Origin of the sequence: Mixta theicola (assembly GCF_002895925.1) — a bacterium.
Taxonomy (GTDB): Bacteria; Pseudomonadota; Gammaproteobacteria; order Enterobacterales; family Enterobacteriaceae; genus Mixta; species Mixta theicola.
In genome coordinates this window covers 1-17679 of the sequence record NZ_NWUO01000022.1, presented here as the reverse complement: position 1 = coordinate 17679, position 17679 = coordinate 1, and the positions used below count along the sequence as shown (strand labels likewise).

Annotated in this window: 14 protein-coding genes and 2 pseudogenes; all 16 read left to right on the top strand. The window is 54.5% G+C overall.

Annotated features, from left to right (window positions below):
• The first annotated feature begins 240 nt into the window (after positions 1–240).
• On the top strand, positions 241–723 hold the full coding sequence (locus COO59_RS19205; protein ID WP_103061297.1) for an Hcp family type VI secretion system effector: 483 nt from the start codon (positions 241–243) through the stop codon (positions 721–723).
• 444 nt (positions 724–1167) lie between these two features.
• Positions 1168–1491 (top strand): annotated as a pseudogene (locus tag COO59_RS19195) (T6SS amidase immunity protein Tai4 family protein); the annotation flags it as partial.
• Positions 1492–2060: 569 nt separating this feature from the next.
• Positions 2061–2459, top strand: a complete 399-nt coding sequence (locus tag COO59_RS19190) for a putative T6SS immunity periplasmic lipoprotein (protein WP_103061295.1) — start codon at positions 2061–2063, stop codon at positions 2457–2459.
• Positions 2460–2658: 199 nt separating this feature from the next.
• Complete coding sequence (gene tagH, locus COO59_RS19185) at positions 2659–4638, top strand: type VI secretion system-associated FHA domain protein TagH (protein ID WP_103061294.1); 1980 nt, start codon at positions 2659–2661, stop codon at positions 4636–4638.
• Complete coding sequence (locus tag COO59_RS19180; protein WP_103061314.1) at positions 4638–5432, top strand: PP2C family protein-serine/threonine phosphatase; 795 nt, start codon at positions 4638–4640, stop codon at positions 5430–5432. Before tagH ends, COO59_RS19180 begins: the two co-directional genes overlap by 1 nt.
• A 20-nt stretch (positions 5433–5452) precedes the next feature.
• Positions 5453–6406, top strand: coding sequence for a hypothetical protein (locus COO59_RS19175; RefSeq protein ID WP_103061293.1), 954 nt, complete (start codon positions 5453–5455; stop codon positions 6404–6406).
• 19 nt (positions 6407–6425) lie between these two features.
• Positions 6426–7256: a type VI secretion system accessory protein TagJ gene (locus COO59_RS19170; protein ID WP_103061292.1), complete on the top strand. Its 831-nt coding sequence runs from the start codon at positions 6426–6428 to the stop codon at positions 7254–7256.
• Positions 7249–7818, top strand: a complete 570-nt coding sequence (tssE, locus tag COO59_RS19165; protein ID WP_103061291.1) for a type VI secretion system baseplate subunit TssE — start codon at positions 7249–7251, stop codon at positions 7816–7818. Before COO59_RS19170 ends, tssE begins: the two co-directional genes overlap by 8 nt.
• 2 nt (positions 7819–7820) lie before the next feature.
• Positions 7821–9694: pseudogene (gene tssF, locus COO59_RS19160) on the top strand (type VI secretion system baseplate subunit TssF).
• Complete coding sequence (gene tssG, locus COO59_RS19155) at positions 9691–10737, top strand: type VI secretion system baseplate subunit TssG (RefSeq protein ID WP_103061290.1); 1047 nt, start codon at positions 9691–9693, stop codon at positions 10735–10737. The pseudogene tssF and the gene tssG overlap by 4 nt, the downstream one beginning before the upstream one ends.
• A 31-nt stretch (positions 10738–10768) precedes the next feature.
• On the top strand, positions 10769–11527 hold the full coding sequence (locus COO59_RS19150; protein WP_103061289.1) for a DUF4225 domain-containing protein: 759 nt from the start codon (positions 10769–10771) through the stop codon (positions 11525–11527).
• Complete coding sequence (locus COO59_RS19145) at positions 11527–11859, top strand: hypothetical protein (protein ID WP_103061288.1); 333 nt, start codon at positions 11527–11529, stop codon at positions 11857–11859. Before COO59_RS19150 ends, COO59_RS19145 begins: the two co-directional genes overlap by 1 nt.
• 183 nt (positions 11860–12042) lie before the next feature.
• Positions 12043–14655, top strand: coding sequence for a type VI secretion system ATPase TssH (gene tssH, locus COO59_RS19140; RefSeq protein ID WP_103061287.1), 2613 nt, complete (start codon positions 12043–12045; stop codon positions 14653–14655).
• Between the two features lie 27 nt (positions 14656–14682).
• A complete protein-coding gene (locus COO59_RS19135; RefSeq protein ID WP_103061286.1) occupies positions 14683–16125 on the top strand; it encodes a serine/threonine protein kinase in 1443 nt (480 codons plus the stop codon).
• 70 nt (positions 16126–16195) lie between these two features.
• Positions 16196–17104 (top strand): DUF3829 domain-containing protein, encoded by a 909-nt coding sequence (locus COO59_RS19130; RefSeq protein ID WP_103061285.1) that lies wholly within the window; start codon positions 16196–16198, stop codon positions 17102–17104.
• A gap of 112 nt (positions 17105–17216) precedes the next feature.
• A partial coding sequence (locus COO59_RS19125; RefSeq protein WP_276308282.1) for a contractile injection system protein, VgrG/Pvc8 family occupies positions 17217–17679 on the top strand: 463 nt, incomplete at its 3' end.

Below are 17679 nucleotides of genomic sequence, written 5' to 3'. Positions count from 1 at the left end.
TGACTGTTATTAATTCGGCGGATAGCTATATTTTATCAATAAATAGATAAAATTTATAAATGCTTTATCTTATTTATAAATAAAAGTGTTTCCCAGACGAAATTTTGCATGTTTATCCTATGAATATGCAGAAACGAGGCAGAGGTAAAATATGGACTGTTTTATTCAGCCCCATGCTTTCCTGTTTGCCATATCACTGCTTTATCGAAAGCAACTTTGACCAATAAAGAGTAGATAATTATGGCTATTGATATGTTCCTGAAGGTTGACGGTGTAACCGGTGAGTCCCTGGATTCCAACCACAAAGGCTGGACCGACATCACATCTTTCTCCTGGGGGGCAACCCAGCCGGGCAACATGTCCGTTGGCGGCGGCGGCGGCGCAGGTAAAGTAAACTTCAGCGATCTGCACGTTAACGCGCTGATCGACAAGTCTACTACCGCTATCCTGAAGCATTGCGCCAGCGGTAAGCACCTGACCAAAGTTGAACTGTCCGTATGCAAAGCGGGCGGCCAGCAGATCGAATACACCAAAATCACGCTGGAAGATGTGCTGGTGACCTCCGTGCAGTACAACGGTATCGATAACGGCGACACCGTAGGCGTTAACTATACATTCCAGGCTGCGAAAGTTAAACAGCAGTACTGGGAGCAGACTTCTGCCGGTGGTAAAGGCGCAGAAAGCAGCGCTGGCTGGAATATCAAAGAAAATAAAGAAATGTAATCGCTTTCACCCGCTCGTTTACGGGCGGGTGTATTTATGGATAGTGATGATTAGAAGGAGTGTTATGAATAGGCCACTTTTTTACAAGCCTGGAATCGTTATAGCGAAATCAATGTTAACGTTTCAAAAGTAGGCGAGAAAACAGGAGGGAATGTTGGTTTAAACATTTAACCTGGGGAAAAGGAACCTACCCAGTATTTTACTGACATGTATGAAATTTATGGTAAACCTGAAAAAACAGTTGTAAACCCAACGGTCCATGATTTTAATGGATTAAATGGAATGCTGGTTTTTACCGTCAATGGATGGAATGATGCAAGCAGGCATGCAACTTTCTGGAATGGTAGTACTTGTTCCGATCATTGCTACTTCCCTTTAGCTAATGAAGCATCAATATGGATTTTAAACTAGTTGGCTTTACTGTCGTTGTGATAGCTTTATTTTTTTTCATCTCCGCTCAATGCAAAGAAAGAATATACTGGCGAACAATATATAAAAAACTATGCTTTAAGTGTCTGTGTTGCTAAAGGGTATAATAGTAAGCAAGTTAAAAAAGACGCTTCTGCTACCGCGCGTGGTTACCTGGAGTTTGGCAATTATTCTTTAGCTGCTCATAGCGCAGTAATAAAACTGGCGAATGAATTTATTGCAAATAAATATTCCAGCCAGTCCCGCGAGCCAATGACATTAGCTAAGTGTATCGATCTTTATCATAGCGCTGAACTGGAAAGCATCGTTAAGCAATATAAAGGAAAAGAAGATAGCTAATGTGGCGTAGGCTATTACACCAATAAAAAAGATGTAAATTTTATCTCTGCTTTTTTATGGCTACTGCGGATAATATAAAAGTAAAGGTGCTAATATCTTTGAAAGCAATTCTAATAAAATCAGCCTATAATTAGGAATGGGCATTCTTCTCGTTTAACTTTCATAAAGGAAATGAACATGCCAGTAATGAAAGAAGGAAATTCAAGAAGATTAACTGCTGGTGAGATCTTACGATTTTTCAGCAGAGCCCGGCAGAATACAACACTGGTTCATACATGAAATGGTTCATGTCTTACAGCACCAAATTGGTATGAATGTAAGAATGCGAGGGGCTTTTAGTTGGATAGCTTCTTATAATTACTCTTTGCCACCCGATAAAAACTTTCCGATTTCAATATGGAACAGCAGGCATCGATTATTTCCGATTATTTTTGTTTGGTTTACTTGGGGTTAAGCGAGTTTAAAGCTATATCCACATTTACTGGAATTATAGGGCCAGACATAAAAGAAAAGTATAATAATGCTCTTGAAATTTTCTTAATAAAACCTGACGATAAAAAGGCTTTTATATGAATATCAAAGTATCGTGCCTGGGACTCGTAATCTTTCTTTCAGGTTGTCATCTGGAACGACCATTTTATCACCCTCTGTTGGTAAAGCTTGAGCAAGAGAAATTATGTTTTATTGTTCCTGAAAAAAATAGATTCAACACTATTATTAAAGTCGGCGCCCCCTACATTTCATTGCGCAACAGTGATTCATGGGAAACAGTAACACTACCCGAAGAAGCTGATCGCGGACAAGAAATAATGGCTGGGGAGTGTATTTTCTGGAATAAAGTAAAATGGCAGCCTGGCGAATATGATGTAGCGGTCAAGATTAAAAATGATGACACTCAGGAAGAACGTTACTCAACTCATTTTATCTTGGGCGAAAATGAACAAGGACGCCTTTTTTTGAAAAAATAGTTTGATATGAATCTTATTTTAGTGGCTGGTTGCAATGAAGTTAATCATTTTCGATTAACGCTGTTGCCCGGCTGAAGCTGGCTTACCCGTTTACCTCATATTAATGATCTGACTTTTCCTTCTTTATATACAAACCCCGCCGGTTTCACCGAGACCCGCGCGGTTTGTACGCCGAATATCTCAAACGCAGGAAACCGTTATGCGCTTTACGATTATAACGAATAAACCAGGGCATCAGCCGCCGCAGAGCAGCTGTGACTTTTTACCGCCCGGCGGCACGATCGGCCGCGGCGTCGATAACAATCTGGTGCTGCCCGATAATGATCGCACCATCTCCCGCCTGCAGGCGATTGTGCATATTACCGCTGACGGCGAATGCCGGATCACCAATCGTGGCAACGTGACGCGCGTCGAGCTGAATGATATTCCGCTGGAGCGCGGCCGCCAGGTTGAGCTGCAGGATGGCGATATTCTCGGCATTGATGAGTATCGTCTGCTGGTTAACGAACTCTCCGCCGCCGCGCAGCCTGTCGCACAGGCCGCCGCGCCAGCTTTCCGCCCAGCGCCGCAGGCTCCGGCAGCGCAGCCTGCCCAGCCAGCAAAAGCAGCAGAGGGCACCGCAGCCATTCCCAGTGAAATCTGGGATAGCCTGGCGAAAGAGTTTTCGATTTCCGATAGCATCTCCGCTAACCGCGTGAAGTCTGCGGCACCCGCAGGCGACGCGCATCCGCTGACGACGCCGACCACGGAAAACCGCAACCCGGAAGATCCGCTGGCGCAGTTCAAAACCAGCGAGCCGCTTAGCTTCGATCGCCGCAGCCAGGCGCCCGACGCGCTGTTTGAAAAGGATGAACTGTTTAAATCGAACAGCATCTTTAATGACAGCACGCCGACGACGCTGGTGCAGCCTGTCGCGGGAAAGGCGGCGCAGCCGAAAGCGAAAGATGAGCTTGATCCGCTGGCGCTGTTTGGCGGCGGCAATGCTACGCCCGCGCAGCTTAACAGCGACGATCCGCTCGGCCTGATGATGGGAAGCGCGGTGCCGCTGGCGCATCCGGATGATGAAGCATCCAGCGCGCAGCAGGCCGTGCCCGCGCAGGCTGTGGCGCATCCGGCAGAAACCGGCAAACAGGAACTGTTCGGCAGCGACGACGATATTGCGCGCTCACCGCTGTTTGCCGACGAGCTGCCGCAGGCTGCCGATCTTAACTCTGGCGCAAAGCCTGTGGAGGATACATTCAGCGCCTCGCCGCTGCTTGCCGATGAGCCGCCCGCCACCCAGGATGCTGACTTTAACGACGCGGTAAAAGCCGACGATAATGCTCTCAGCGCCTCGCCGTTGTTTGCCGATCTGCCTGCCGATAAGCCGAACAGCATTGAGTCCTCGCCGCTATTTAATCAGCCGCCGCGCCAGCCGGAAACGCCTGACTACGGCGGGATTACGCTGCCGACGCCGCAGGCGGTGCAGCGCAACGTAACGCCGCCGCCGAAAGGGCGTTTACGTATCGATCCGGTCGCCTCCACCAGCAGCCAGCCGTATAACCTCTCCTCCGGCGGGGAAACGCTGCAGGGCGAGCTGCTGCAGGCGCTGCTGGACGGCATGGGACTGAATGATATGCAGCCAACGCCGCATTTCGATCGGGAAAATATGCAGCAGCTGGGACAAATGCTTGGCATGTTCTCGCAGGGAACGGTTGCGCTGCTGTCGTCGCGTTCCATTCTGAAGCGCGGCGTAAAAGCGGATATGACCGTCATCCTGGATGATGCCAATAACCCGTTCAAGCTGTTGCCATCCGGTAAAACCGTGCTGATGCAGATGTTCGGCAGCCGCATGCCGGGCTTTATGCCGCCGAAACAGGCGGTGCGCGATGCGCTGGTCGATTTGCAGGCGCATCAGCTGGGGATGATTGCCGGTATTCGCGCGATTATCGCTGCGATGCTGCAATCCTTTAATCCGCAGCAGCTGGAGGAAGAAGCGCGTCAGGAAGGCGTAACCTCACGGCTTTCGCTGCCCGGCAGCCGTAAGGCGGCGCTATGGGAGCACTTTAACCGTCGCTATAACGAAACGGCCGGTGAAATTGAAGACGACTTCCATACGCTGTTCGGCGAAGCCTTCCTGCACGCTTACGATATGGAAGTTAACCAGTATAAAGACTCACAAACCGCCTCGGACGAATGATGAATATCACCATTGCCTCAATGTCGAATCAGGGCGCCCGCGAGAGCAATCAGGATCAGACGGGCGACATCGTAGGAACGCGCTCCGCCTGCTTTGTAGTTTGTGACGGCGTCGCGGGATTTCCCGGCGGCGATCTGGCCGCCAGACTGGCGCGCAACACCATTATTGACCAGTTCGACGGCGCTGCGCATCTGGATGCGCAGCAAATTCGCCAGTACGTCAATAATGCTAACCGGGCGATCCGCCAGCAGCAAAAAAGCGAGCGCGACTACAGCCGAATGGGCACTACGCTGGTCAGTTTGTTTATCGATCGTGATTATCAGCTGGCCTATTGGGCGCACGCGGGCGACAGCCGCCTTTATCTGTTCCGGCGCGGCTATCTGTACCAGGTTACCACCGATCACAGCCTGATCCAGCAGATGAAAGATGCCGGTCACCAGACGGAAGGCATCAACAGCAACCTGCTCTATTTTGCGCTGGGAATGGATGATGAGGGGCGCGATGCCAGCTACAGCGACGTAGTGCCGATTGAAGATGGCGATGCGTTTCTGCTGTGCACCGATGGTTTCTGGCACGGCGTTTCGCAGCAGCAGATGCAGCAGGCGTTGCATATGGTCAACACGCCGGAAGAGTGGCTGACGCTGATGCACCAGGCGCTGAAAAACAGCGAAGAACAGTCGGACACCGAACAGGATAACTACAGCGCTATGGCGGTCTGGGTCGGTTCGCCGCAGGATACTACGCTGCTGCATTCTCTCTCGGAAGCGGCGCAGTTCATTCCGCTGCGCGATTAAATAATTCTCAAGGGAACGTTATGAAATACTGGTTAACCGGCGCGTTAACGCTGCTGATGGCCTCCAGCGCCTGGGCGGAAAATTACAATATTGTTTCTTCGCGATCCAAAAAACTGGACGTGTGGATCGATAACGTTAAAAGCCAGAATGCCGCCGACTGGTGCGCGCGCCAGCTGCCGCTGCGTATCGTCGCGAAAGGCGATAAAACGCCGGCGGTGCTGGAAGAATTTCTGCCGCAGGTTGGCGCGCTAATGCAAAGCCAGTGCGGCAAGCTGACAACGCTCAGCTGGCAGATGGAAGATGCAAACGGAAAAGCGCTGGCAAAAGGCGGCGCGGAAAAGGCCAACGACTGGCAGGTTAACGTAACGCCGCCGGAGCCGACTGCGGCGACGGCAATAAGCCTGGAAGATCTTTCTCCTCCGGCGGATACCACGCCGTGGCTGCAGTTCAGTCTGCTTGACGGCTGTCATTTCCGTACCTGGTGGAACGATGACAATCGCACCGGCGCGCTGTTTGTCCCGGCGAAACAAGGCGTGAAATGTGCTGAAGATGGCTGGCTGAACGGGCAGGCGCAAATAACGCGCGTGGATCATGACGCCGCGAAAAATATTGCCGTCACCTTTCTGCAGGGCTTCCCGATTATTGGTCTGGCAGCAAAAAGCGACAAGCGCGGCCTGCAAATGACCACCGTCAATAACGAGCGCATGGTGCTGGCTGACGAGCGCTCACCGCAGAGCTGGCTAATTTTGCCCTGGTCAAACGATCTTAACGGCTGGCAGGCGACCGGCACCGTGGCGGTACAGATGAGCCAGGCGGAGGCCAGTGACGAAGGCGCGTTAAAGGCGCGGCTGAGCGAGGTAGATAAAGTGTGGGCGCCTTATCTCAGCGATGCGCCGTTAACGATCTTGCTGGTGGCAGAGCTGTATCCGCAGCTGAAAGATCCGGCGGCAGGCGCCTGGCGCGCCATTAAATAACTCGCAAAAAGGAAGCGCTATGCACTCTTTACAACAACTGCTGGCGGGCGGATCGCTGGATGATGCTCTGGCGCGCGTTGAAGCGCAAATCAAAGCGGCCCCGGCTAATGCCGATCTGCGCGCTGCTTTTGTCCAGCTGCTTTGCCTGGCGGGTAACTGGACGCGGGCGCAAACCCAGCTGAAATCCTGGGCGGCGCTAAAACCACAGGCGCAGCCGACCGTCACGCTGCTGGAACAGGCGAGTCGGGGAGAACTGCAGCGGGCGGCAGTATTTGCCGGCCAGGATAAACCGCGCCTGCCGGGCGAAGCCTGGCGCTGGGCCGGGCAGCTGTTCGCCGCGTTACAAGCGGATATTCAGGGCGAGCGGGCGCGGGCGGATGATTTGCGTAGCGCCGCGCTTGAAGCCGCCGCGCTTAATCCCGGCAGCGTGCTGCTGCAGGGAAGCGAGCAGGCGCAGCCTTTCGCCTGGCTGATCGATGGTGATGGCCGTCTTGGCCCGGTGTGTGAGCTGCTGGTTAACGGCAACTATTTTTGGGTGCCGTTTAGCGCCATTGCTGAGATGCGCTTTCAGGCACCCGTCAGCGTCACGGATCTGGTTTGGCGACATACGCTGGTGCGGCTGGTGGATGGCTCTGAGCAGGTGTGTCAGGTGCCGGTTCGTTATCCCTTCGCAGCGCAGGCGCAGGATGAACTGCGGCTGGCGCGCCTGACCGAATGGCAGCCGCTGGATGAGGCGCAGCAGCATTATATCGGCCAGGGCCAGAAAGTCTGGCTAAACGATAGCGCAGAGTTTTCTCTGCTGAGCCTGGAGACGCTGACCTTCGTTGCCAGCGATCTGGCCGATGAGTAACTCGCGCTCCGCCGACGGCGCTGAGTTGCTGCACAGCGGCTATCGCTTCCGTAAAGATCAATCGACCCTGAACGCGCGCGATAAGCTCCAGCCTTCGCTGCTGGATCGCCTGATGGACGATGAGCCGGGCAAAAGCCGCGAGACAGCTAACCAGCGGCTTATCTCACACAGTACGTTAAGGCGGCACGTGCTGCGCGATCTGCAGTGGCTGTTTAACACCATTAATAACGAAGCCCAGCATGACCTGACCTCCTGTAGTCAGGTTCGCCGTTCGGTGCTGAATTTTGGCGTCGCGCCGCTGGCCGGACAGCGTATGTCTGATATTGAATGGCACGATATTCAGCGCAAGCTGACCGAAGCGATTATTAACTTTGAGCCGCGTATTTTGCCGCAGGGCCTGCAGGTGCGCTGTATCTCCGATACCCACTCGCTCAACTTGCATAACGTGCTGTCGATTGAAATCAAAGGACGCCTGTGGTGCGTGCCTTATCCGCTGGAGTTTCTGTTCCGCACCGACGTGGATCTGGAAAACGGCTATTTTGAGCTAAAAGATGTAGGTTAAGCATGGACAGTAAACTGCTCGAATATTACAACCGTGAGCTGGCGTACCTGCGTGAAATGGGCGCGGAGTTTGCGGAGCGCTATCCGAAAGTGGCCAGGCGTCTGGGCATGAGCGGCATCGACGTCGCCGATCCTTACGTTGAGCGCATGATGGAAGGCTTCGCCTTTCTGACCTCGCGCGTTCAGCTAAAAATGGATGCGGAGTTTCCGCGCTTTTCGCAGCGTTTACTGGAAATGATTGCGCCGGGTTATCTGGCGCCCACGCCGTCGATGGCGATTGCCGAGCTGCATCCTGACAGCAAAAAGGGCGATATTAATCGCGGGTTTCTGGTGCGCGCGGCACCATGATGGACAGCCAGCTGCTGAAGAAAAACGGCGTTATCTGTAGCTACGCCACGGCGCATGACGTTACGCTGCTGCCGCTGAATATTAAGCAGGTGGAGCTGGGCGGCGTGCCGGCGGATATTCCGCTGGGCCAAATGGGGCTGGGCCAGCGCGGAGCGGTCAGCGCGCTGCGTATTCGCCTGAGCTGTGAAAGCACCACCACGCTCGATCATATGGATTTCGATCGGCTGGACTTTTTTCTCAGCGGTCCTGATATTGAGGCGTTAAAGCTGCTGGAGCTGCTGATGCAGCATACGGTCAGCATTTTCTGCCAGACCGCAGGCAAAGCGCCACGTCGTCATGTATTAAGCGATGATGCCTTAACCCAGCAGGGCTTCGCGCCGGATCAGGCGCTGCTGCCGGATGACCTGCGCAATTTTGACGGCTACCGCCTGTTGCAGGAATATTTTGCCTTCCCGGCGCGCTTCCAGTTTATCAGCATCAGCCAGCTACGCCCGCTGCTGGCGCAGGCTAACGGCGAGCGCGAATTTGATATTGTGCTGCTGCTGGATAAAGCGGACGCCGCGCTGGAGCGCGTGGTGGACAGCAGCCATCTGGCGCTGCACTGCACGCCGGTTATCAACCTGTTCCCGCGCGTGGCCGAGCGGCAGCAGCTCAGCGAAAGCCGCCATGAATATCACCTGGTGGTCGATAATATTCGTCCGCTGGATTATGAAGTCTACTCGGTGCGAAAACTGTACGGCACGCTGGAAGGCCAGCGTGAAGAGCAAATTTTTCGGCCTTTCTGGAGCACCTACAGTCACGACAGCGGCAACTACGGCGCCTATTTTTCACTGCGGCGCGAACAGCGCACGTTGTCGGAGCATGCGCAGCGCTACGGCGCGCGTACCGGCTATGTTGGCTCAGAGGTATTCCTGTCGCTGGTGGATGAGCAGCACGCTCCCTGGCGCGACAATCTGCGTTACATCGCCGCCGAGGTGCTGTGTACCAGCCGTGATTTGCCGCTGATGCTGCTGCAACAGGATCAGCAGGGCTTTAAGCTGCCTGATTCAGTGCCTGCCGCCGGGTTAACCATGCGTAAAGGGCCGACGCCGCCGCGAGAGCCGCTGGCGGAAGGGCTGGCGGCCTGGCGCTTAATCAGCCATTTGCAGATGAACTATCTCAGCCTGATGGACAGCGATGACGGCGAAGGGGCCGCCGCGCTGCGCCAGATGCTGGCTCTGTATGCCAATCTGGCGGAAGCGCCCGTCGCGCGCCAGATCGAAGGCATTCGCCATTGTCAGCTGCGGCCGGTGCATCGTCGGGTGCCGGAGCCGGGGCCGATTGTTTTTGCGCGCGGCATCGGCATTGAACTGACGGTTGATGAGCAGGCGTTTTCCGGCAGCAGCCCGTGGCTGTTCGGCAGCGTGCTGGAGCGCCTTTTTTCGCGGCTGGTCGCCAGTAACAGTTTTACCGAGATGACCTTAGTCAGCCAGCAGCGCGGCGAGGTCGGTTACTGGCCGCCGCGCATGGGCAAAAGGGCATTAATATGAAGACGGATGCTCAGCCGGTGCGTATTTTACAACGTCTGCCGGAGGGCTTCTGGAACGGGTTGATGCAGGCGCCGTGGCGCTACGATCTGTTTCAGATGCTGCGACGGATCGATGCGCAGGGCGGCGAGAAATATCCGTTGGGACGCGCGCCGCTGCCGCGCCATGAGCCGCTGCGTATCGGTCAGACGCCTTCTCTGGCCTTTGCGCCATCAACGCTTTCTGCCATCGGCACGCGTAAAGATAGCGAACTGTACGACGTATCGATCCTGAGCTTTGGCCTGTTTGGTCCCAACGGACCGCTGCCAGTCCATATGACGGAGCATGCGCGCGAGCGTCTTTATCATCATCAGGATCCCAGCCTGACGGCCTTTGCCGATCTGTTTCATCACCGGCTGACGCTGCTGTTTTATCGCGCCTGGGCCGATGCGCAGCCTACGGTATCGCTCGATCGCCCGGACGGACAGCGTTTCGACAGTTATCTTGCCAGCCTGATCGGCATGGGCCAGCCCGCGCAGCGGAAAAAAGGCCGCCTGAGCGAGCATGCCCGCCTGATGCTGGCGGGCCATCTCAGCCGCCACGGGCGGGATGCGGAGGGGCTGGAAAAAATTCTGCGCCACTACTTTGGCGTGCCGGTGCGCATCGAACAAAACCTGCCGCAGTGGCTGGCGCTGGATAAGCGCGAGCGCGCCCGACTTGGCACAGGGCGTCAGATGCCGCGACTCGGCGAGTCCACCTTTTTGGGCGTGGCGGTGCGCGATGTGCAGCATAAGCTGCGCATCGAAATTGGTCCGCTGTCGCTGGCGTGTTACCAGCAGTTTTTACCTGGTGAACGTTATGCGGAAGAGCTGCGCGCCTGGGTACGTCAGTATCTGGGTATTGAATATGTCTGGGAAGTTCGCCTGCTGCTGGCCAGCGATGAGGTGCCGGGCACCGTGCCCGGCGGCGAAGGACGCCTCGGCTACAGCGCCTGGCTTGGTCAGCAGCCAATGCCTCAGCCTCGCGGCGATTTAATATTTACCCCGGAGGATAGGGAAGGCAGATAACAGGGGAATCAACTGAAAGGGAATTTGAACGATGACAAACCATATAATACCGATAGAAAAAGCGTGTTCCGATCTAAAAGAATATGCTTACAAATTAAGTTTGGTATATTTTTCTATGGACACTGCAAGGAAAATGCTTCTCGATGAAATAAGTCATCTCACTGATTATTTATTGCATGAGGTACGTTCAGGATGTCTTACAGCTGCTGGAGCATTAGCTGTCATTAAAAAAGAACAGACTTTCCTTGAAGAACAGCAGTTCCGCCTGACAAATGAAAGAACCATTTATTATGCCGCGATAGAAATAGAGAAAAAGCGCGCCATAACTAACTTGATATTGAAGCAGGCCGGTTTTATCGGCGGAGGTTTGCAGGTTTTTGCCGGATTCGGCGTTTGTAAAGCTACGCTGGGAATGGCATGTTCAGCTTACGGTGCGCCGTTAATAGCGCATGGCGCAAACAATGCTTATGAAAACGGCTATTATTTACTTTTTCATCAAAGCAGGGTGGGTTATGTGAAAGGGTTATACCATGCCATAGCCCGCCAGGCGGGAGTAACTGCTGGAAGCTCTGATTATATCTATAACATTGCCGATCTTGCTCTTTCTGGTTATGGGCTTGGACGAAACGTGCTACGGGCAGACACGTTCCGTCTGTATCGCCACATTAATCATGATTTTATTCGAGGTTGGAAAAGTATGGGTAAAACTGCGTTGTTTGTTGAAGCCTATGTTGATGGCGCAACATTAACCGGCATCTATATTCAGCATCAGCAAGGCGGTAATGAATAATGTATGATGATATATCGCTTACGCAACCAGGTATATGGCTTAATTGGCTGCATATACTTCTGTCTACTCTGCTGGCTGTGCTTTTCTTTGTTTTGAAAAAAAAACAAGCCCAACTGAGCCAGGTGAAGCTTGTCCTGGTTTTTATCGGCGTATTATTCGCTGGTGTTTTACAGTTTATTATTTTTCGTTACGGAATGGATGTTGTTTTCGTTTTTCTTGGTTTAATGCCGCAGAGCCCATTATGGTGGGATCTGAGTGCACTTTTTTTTGCGATTTTTTATGGGTTTATGTTGCCCGTAAGGGAACATGGAGATAAAAAAAAGAAGGCTTAAACGATTAAGTTACTTTGAAAGGCGTGAGATTTATTCTCTAACAAGTGCCTTTAAAACGATAACCGTAGCATTTCGCACAAAAAATGTATTTATTAATACATCCTGAGTTATTTCGATAGATAGTTATTAAAGCGCAGACTTTTCAATCCTTTTACATACTTAACTTATCCGTCAGGGATCATCATGTCAGAAATCAGCCGCGCCGTACTGTTCGGCAAACTGGACACGCTATTATTTACCTCGCTGGAGAGCGCGACGGCCTTTTGTAAGCTGCGCGGCAACCCATATGTTGAACTGGTTCACTGGCTGCATCAGCTGATGCAGCATCAGGATGGCGATCTGCAGCAGCTGATCCGCCATTTTTCCCTTGATGAAGAGGCGTTGACGCGCGATATCGTCGCGGCGTTGGATCGCCTGCCGCGCGGGGCCAGTGCGGTTTCCGATCTGTCGGAGCATATCGACAGCGCCGTTGAGCGTGCCTGGGTTTATGGATCGCTGAAATTTGGCGTGACCCGGATTCGCGGCGGCCACTTGCTGATCGGCATGCTAAAAACCTTTAACCTCGCCAACGTGCTGAAAAGCATTTCGCCGCAGTTCAGCCGCCTCAGCGCCGATCTGCTGATGGAGCAGTTCGAGGCGATTTTCGCCAACAGCAAAGAGGCGCAGCCGGAAAGCGCGCAGCCGGAAAGCGTGCTGGCGGCGCCGCAGCGGCAAGGAACGCTGGCGCAGTATGCGCAGGACCTGACGGCGCGGGCGCGCGAAGGCAAAATCGATCCGGTCGCCGGTCGCGATGAAGAAATCCGTCAGATGGTGGATATTCTGATGCGTCGTCGGCAAAACAATCCGTTGCTGACCGGCGAAGCGGGCGTGGGCAAAACCTCCGTGGTGGAAGGGCTGGCGCTGCGTATTGCCGCTGGCGACGTGCCGCCGCCGCTGCGTGATGTACAGCTGTGGCTGTTGGATATGGGCATGCTGCAGGCAGGCGCCGGCATGAAAGGCGAATTTGAAGCGCGTCTGCAGGCGCTGATCAATGAGGTACACGCCAGCCCAACGCCAATTGTGCTGTTTATCGACGAAATTCATACGCTGGTGGGCGCTGGCGGCCAGCAGGGCACCGGCGATGCCGCCAACCTGTTAAAGCCGGCGCTGGCGCGTGGTCAGCTGCGCACTATCGGCGCGACCACCTGGGCGGAATACAAAAAATATATTGAGAAAGATCCGGCGCTGACCCGCCGCTTCCAGACGGTGCAGGTTCACGAGCCGGACGAAGAGAAAGCGCTGCTAATGCTGCGCAGCATCGTCAGCACGCTGGAGAAACATCATCAGGTGCTGCTGCTGGATGAGGCGGTCAGCGCGGCGGTGAAACTTTCTCATCGCTATATTCCGGCGCGTCAGCTGCCGGACAAGGCGGTGGCGCTGCTGGATACCGCCTGCGCCCGCGTTGCCGTCAGCCAGGGCGCGCAGCCGCCGCAGCTGGAAGATTGTCTGCATCGTATCGCCGCGCTGGAAACCGAGCGCGAAATCGCCGAGCGCGAAGCAAAACTTGCGAGCGGCGGCAGTGAGCGGATCGTTCAGCTTGACGCCCGGCTGGCAACGCTGGCGCAGGAGCGCGATGCGCTGACGGAACGCTGGCAGCAGGAACGCGAGCGGGTGGCGGCGATTATTTCGCTACGCGCCCGGCTGTACGGCGAGCCGGCTGACAACCTTGCGGCGCTGCAGCAGCAGCTGGCGGAAAAACAGCAGGCGCTCAGCGTGCTGCAGGGCGAAGCGCCTTTGCTGTTTGCGGCAGTAGACGCCAGCGTGGTCGCGGCGGTGGTTTCCGACTGGACCGGCATTCCGCTGGGACGGATGGTCAAAAATGAGATCGAGGCGGTGTTAAATCTGGCCGATACGCTCAGCGAGCGCGTTATCGGACAGCATCATGGCCTGGAGCTGATCGCTAAACGCGTGCGCACCGCGCGCGCGCGGCTGGACGATCCTGATAAGCCGGTCGGCGTCTTTATGCTGTGCGGCCCTTCCGGTGTGGGAAAAACTGAAACCGCGCTGGCGCTGGCTGAATCGCTGTACGGCGGCGAGCAGAACATTATTACTATCAATATGAGCGAGTTCCAGGAAGCGCACACCGTTTCCACCCTGAAAGGCGCGCCTCCGGGCTATGTCGGTTACGGCGAAGGCGGCGTGCTGACGGAAGCGGTGAGACGTCGGCCTTACAGCGTGGTGCTGCTGGATGAGATTGAAAAAGCGCATCCGGACGTGCATGAGATCTTTTTCCAGGTATTTGATAAGGGCTGGATGGAGGATGGCGAAGGTCGCCATATCGATTTCCGCAATACCATTATTATTCTGACCTCTAACGTCGGCAGCCAGCTTATCAGCGCCATGTGCGCCGATCCTGAACTGATGCCGGAGCCTGAAGCGCTCTCCACCGCGCTGCGCGGGCCGCTGCTGGAACACTTTCCACCGGCTCTGCTTGGTCGTTTGCTGGTTGTGCCTTACTATCCGTTAAGCGATACAATGCTGGCCGCGATTGTTCGCCTGCAGCTAAAACGCATCCAGCGTCGTCTTGAAGATAATCACGCTATCATCTCGCAAATCGATGATGGCGTGATTAGTCAAATTGTCCAGCGTTGCACCGAAGTGGAGTCGGGCGGGCGCATGGTCAATGCCATTCTGACCAATACGCTGTTGCCGCAAATGAGCCAGCTGCTGCTCACGGCCAGCGCACACGATCAGCGCTACCGTTACCTGCGCGTCAGTTTTGATCAGGGTGAGTTTCAGTGTCAGTTTGAGGCGTAAGCTTTAGCTATCAGAGAGTTGTCCATCATGGCAGAACACGATAACAACCGAACGGTGCCAAACGCATTGCCGACTGGATACCGTTTTAATGAGTTTGAAATTAAGGAAGTAATTGGCGGCGGCGGTTTCGGCATCGTTTATCGTGCCTGGGATCATCAGCTTGAGCGCACCATCGCTATCAAAGAGTTTATGCCTTCTTCGCTGGCGGTACGCAGCGATGACCTTAATCTGGTGTTGCGCAGCGAACGCTTTAGCAAAACGTTTCATGCCGGACTGAACAGTTTTATTCAGGAGGCCCGGCTGCTGGCGCGTTTTAACCATCCGAACCTGCTACACGTATTGCGCTTTTGGGTGCAAAACGATACCGCTTATATGGGCACGATATTTTACAGCGGCACTACTCTGTCGCGTCTGGCGGCCCAGCGCCCTGAGCTGGTGAATGAAACCTGGATCCGTCGCCTGCTGCCGCCGCTGTTCGGCGCTATTAACACCATTCATCAGAAAGGCTATCTGCACCGCGATATTTCACTGGATAACATCCAAATCCAGGAAAATATGATGCCGGTACTGCTTGATTTCGGCTCGGCACGCCAGACTATCGGCAATCTCTCGGATGAGACCGAAACCATGCTGCGGCCCGGCTTTGCGCCGATTGAGCAGTACAGCGATAATAATGAAAGCGAGCAGGGCCCCTGGACGGATATTTACGCGCTGGGCGCGGTGCTGCATACGCTAATTGTCGGCGCGCCGCCGCCGGTTAGCGTGGTGCGCAGCATTGAAGATAACTACCAGCCGCTGGCCGAACAGCGCCCGACCGGTTTCTCGCTGCCGCTGCTGCACGCCATTGATAAAGCGCTGTCGCTGAAGCCGGAAGATCGTCCGCAGTCGATTGATGCTTTTGCCGCGCTAATGGAGCTGTCGGTTTCCGATCTGAACGATATTCTGAACGTGAATATCGAGGGGCCGGGCACTATGCTGATGCCGGTGGAGCCGGAAGCGCCAGCGCCTGTGGCAGCATCGCCGCTGAAGCGTTATATGTGGCCGGGGCTGGCGGCGGCGGGCGTGCTGGTGGGCATTGCCGTTGGCGCGATGATTGCCGGTAACGGTAACAGTGAAGGCAACAGTGACGCTGCGGCAATCACGGCGACCGCGCCGCCGCACAGCGTAGAGGCGCCAGCCGTCGTCAGCGCGTCTGGGCAAACTGCGGCCAACAGCGCGCCGCAGCCAGCCGTACAGCCGGAAGCGCCGCCGCCGGAGCCGATTGCTCAGGTTTATATCAAACTGCGGCTGGGCGATGACGTGGCGTTAAACGGCAATCAGCAGGCATTGGTGCCGTCGCCCAACGGTTTTGCCTCGCTGCAGCTGCCGCCGGGAGAATATACTTTCACCGTGACCAATCAGGGCTCATCGCGAGAACAGAAAATTACGATCGATCGCGCCGGGGTCTGGTTGATTAATCCACAAAGCTAAGGTAAAAAAATAGGGTCATCTTTTTTAAGATGGCCACTTCTTCTCAGGAAAAATAATTACAGGAAAGGAAATGGCAAATAATCCATGGCGCCTGTTAATCACCGCGACGCTGGCGCTTTTTATTACCGCATGCGATCAACCCGTTAATAACGTTAAAAACACAGCCGCAACCTCAGCACAAACCCAAATCAACGACAAATACGCCGCTTTTATTAAGGCGGCCAACAGTGAATCCAGCGTTAATTTTTATTCTTTGCCCGAAGCTTTTTACCACTATCAACGCGAGACAGAACCACAGCTAACGGCGAATGTAGCGCTGACATCCTATGTTGTGATGAATCCGGTAATATTTCGCACTATCAATGAATGGCTGGCAAAAGGCTTAAGCCTGCCGGGCGCATTACCGCAGCTTGACAGTGCGGCGCAAGCGTATCAAGCCAGTATCGATAAGCTGCTTCCTCTCAGCGATAAGCTGTACGCTTACCGGCAGAGTAAAGGCTGGCTAAAGGATAAGGGCGAGCTGGCGCGTCGTAGCAATGCCGAATACGTTGCCGCTTTTACCACGCTGCTGGCGAAGCGGGACAGCTTTTTAAAGGCGATTTACGCTGCCAATAGCGAGCGGATAAAAATCGCCTATGAGAACTCGCCGGCAGACAGCGCTGAACATTATCGCAACGGCCTGGTTTATCTTTCACGCCAGACGCTGCATGAATTAAGCGAAGATCGCACGCCCGCTGAAGATATGACTTTAAAACATAATGTAGCGACGCTAAAAGAACTTTCCCTTGGCTGGCGTAAATTAATTCAACAGCAGAATAATCAAGACTGCGAAATTATTATCAATGCGGCTAACGATTATATTTCCGTACTGCATGAGGCAATTAATCAGCAGACGCAGGGCGAAGAGGTAGATAAGGAGGATATTATCCTGCCCTTTAATGCGCTGGTGCAGGCATTAAATAGTTACCGTAGCTGTTAAATATCAGATTTCTTGCCGCCTCTTTCTAAGGCTGCATTCCTGAAACAACCCATTCTTTTTATATCGATCGCCCGGCGCTATGCCGGGCTCCGCTGATTCTGGAACACAACCCATGTCTGAACGTATCACCGCACGGCTCCCGCTGGAGGGGCTGCTTTTCTGGAAGCTGAAGGGCCGTGAGGCGCTGTCGCACGCCTTCGCGCTGACCGTCACGCTGCTGGGCACCGACGCCCGCATCCGGCGGCACGCGCTGCTGGGCCAGCCGATGACGCTGGACATCCCCACCGGAAGCTTGCCGGGCGGCATGCGCCACCTCAACGGTAAAATCACCCGGGCGGCAGTACACAGCGAGGAGCTGGGCGGCACGCGCTACGCGGTGTACGAGCTGACCGTGGAGCCGGACCTGTGGCCGATGAAGCGCGACAAAAACTCGCGCATTTTTCAGGGACAGACGGCGGTGCAGATAATCCACCGGCTGCTGGCGGAGTACGGGGTGCAGGTGGAGGACCGGCTGAGCGGCAGCTACCGGGCGTGGGAGTACTGCGTGCAGTACCAGGAGAGCAGCTTCGCCTTCA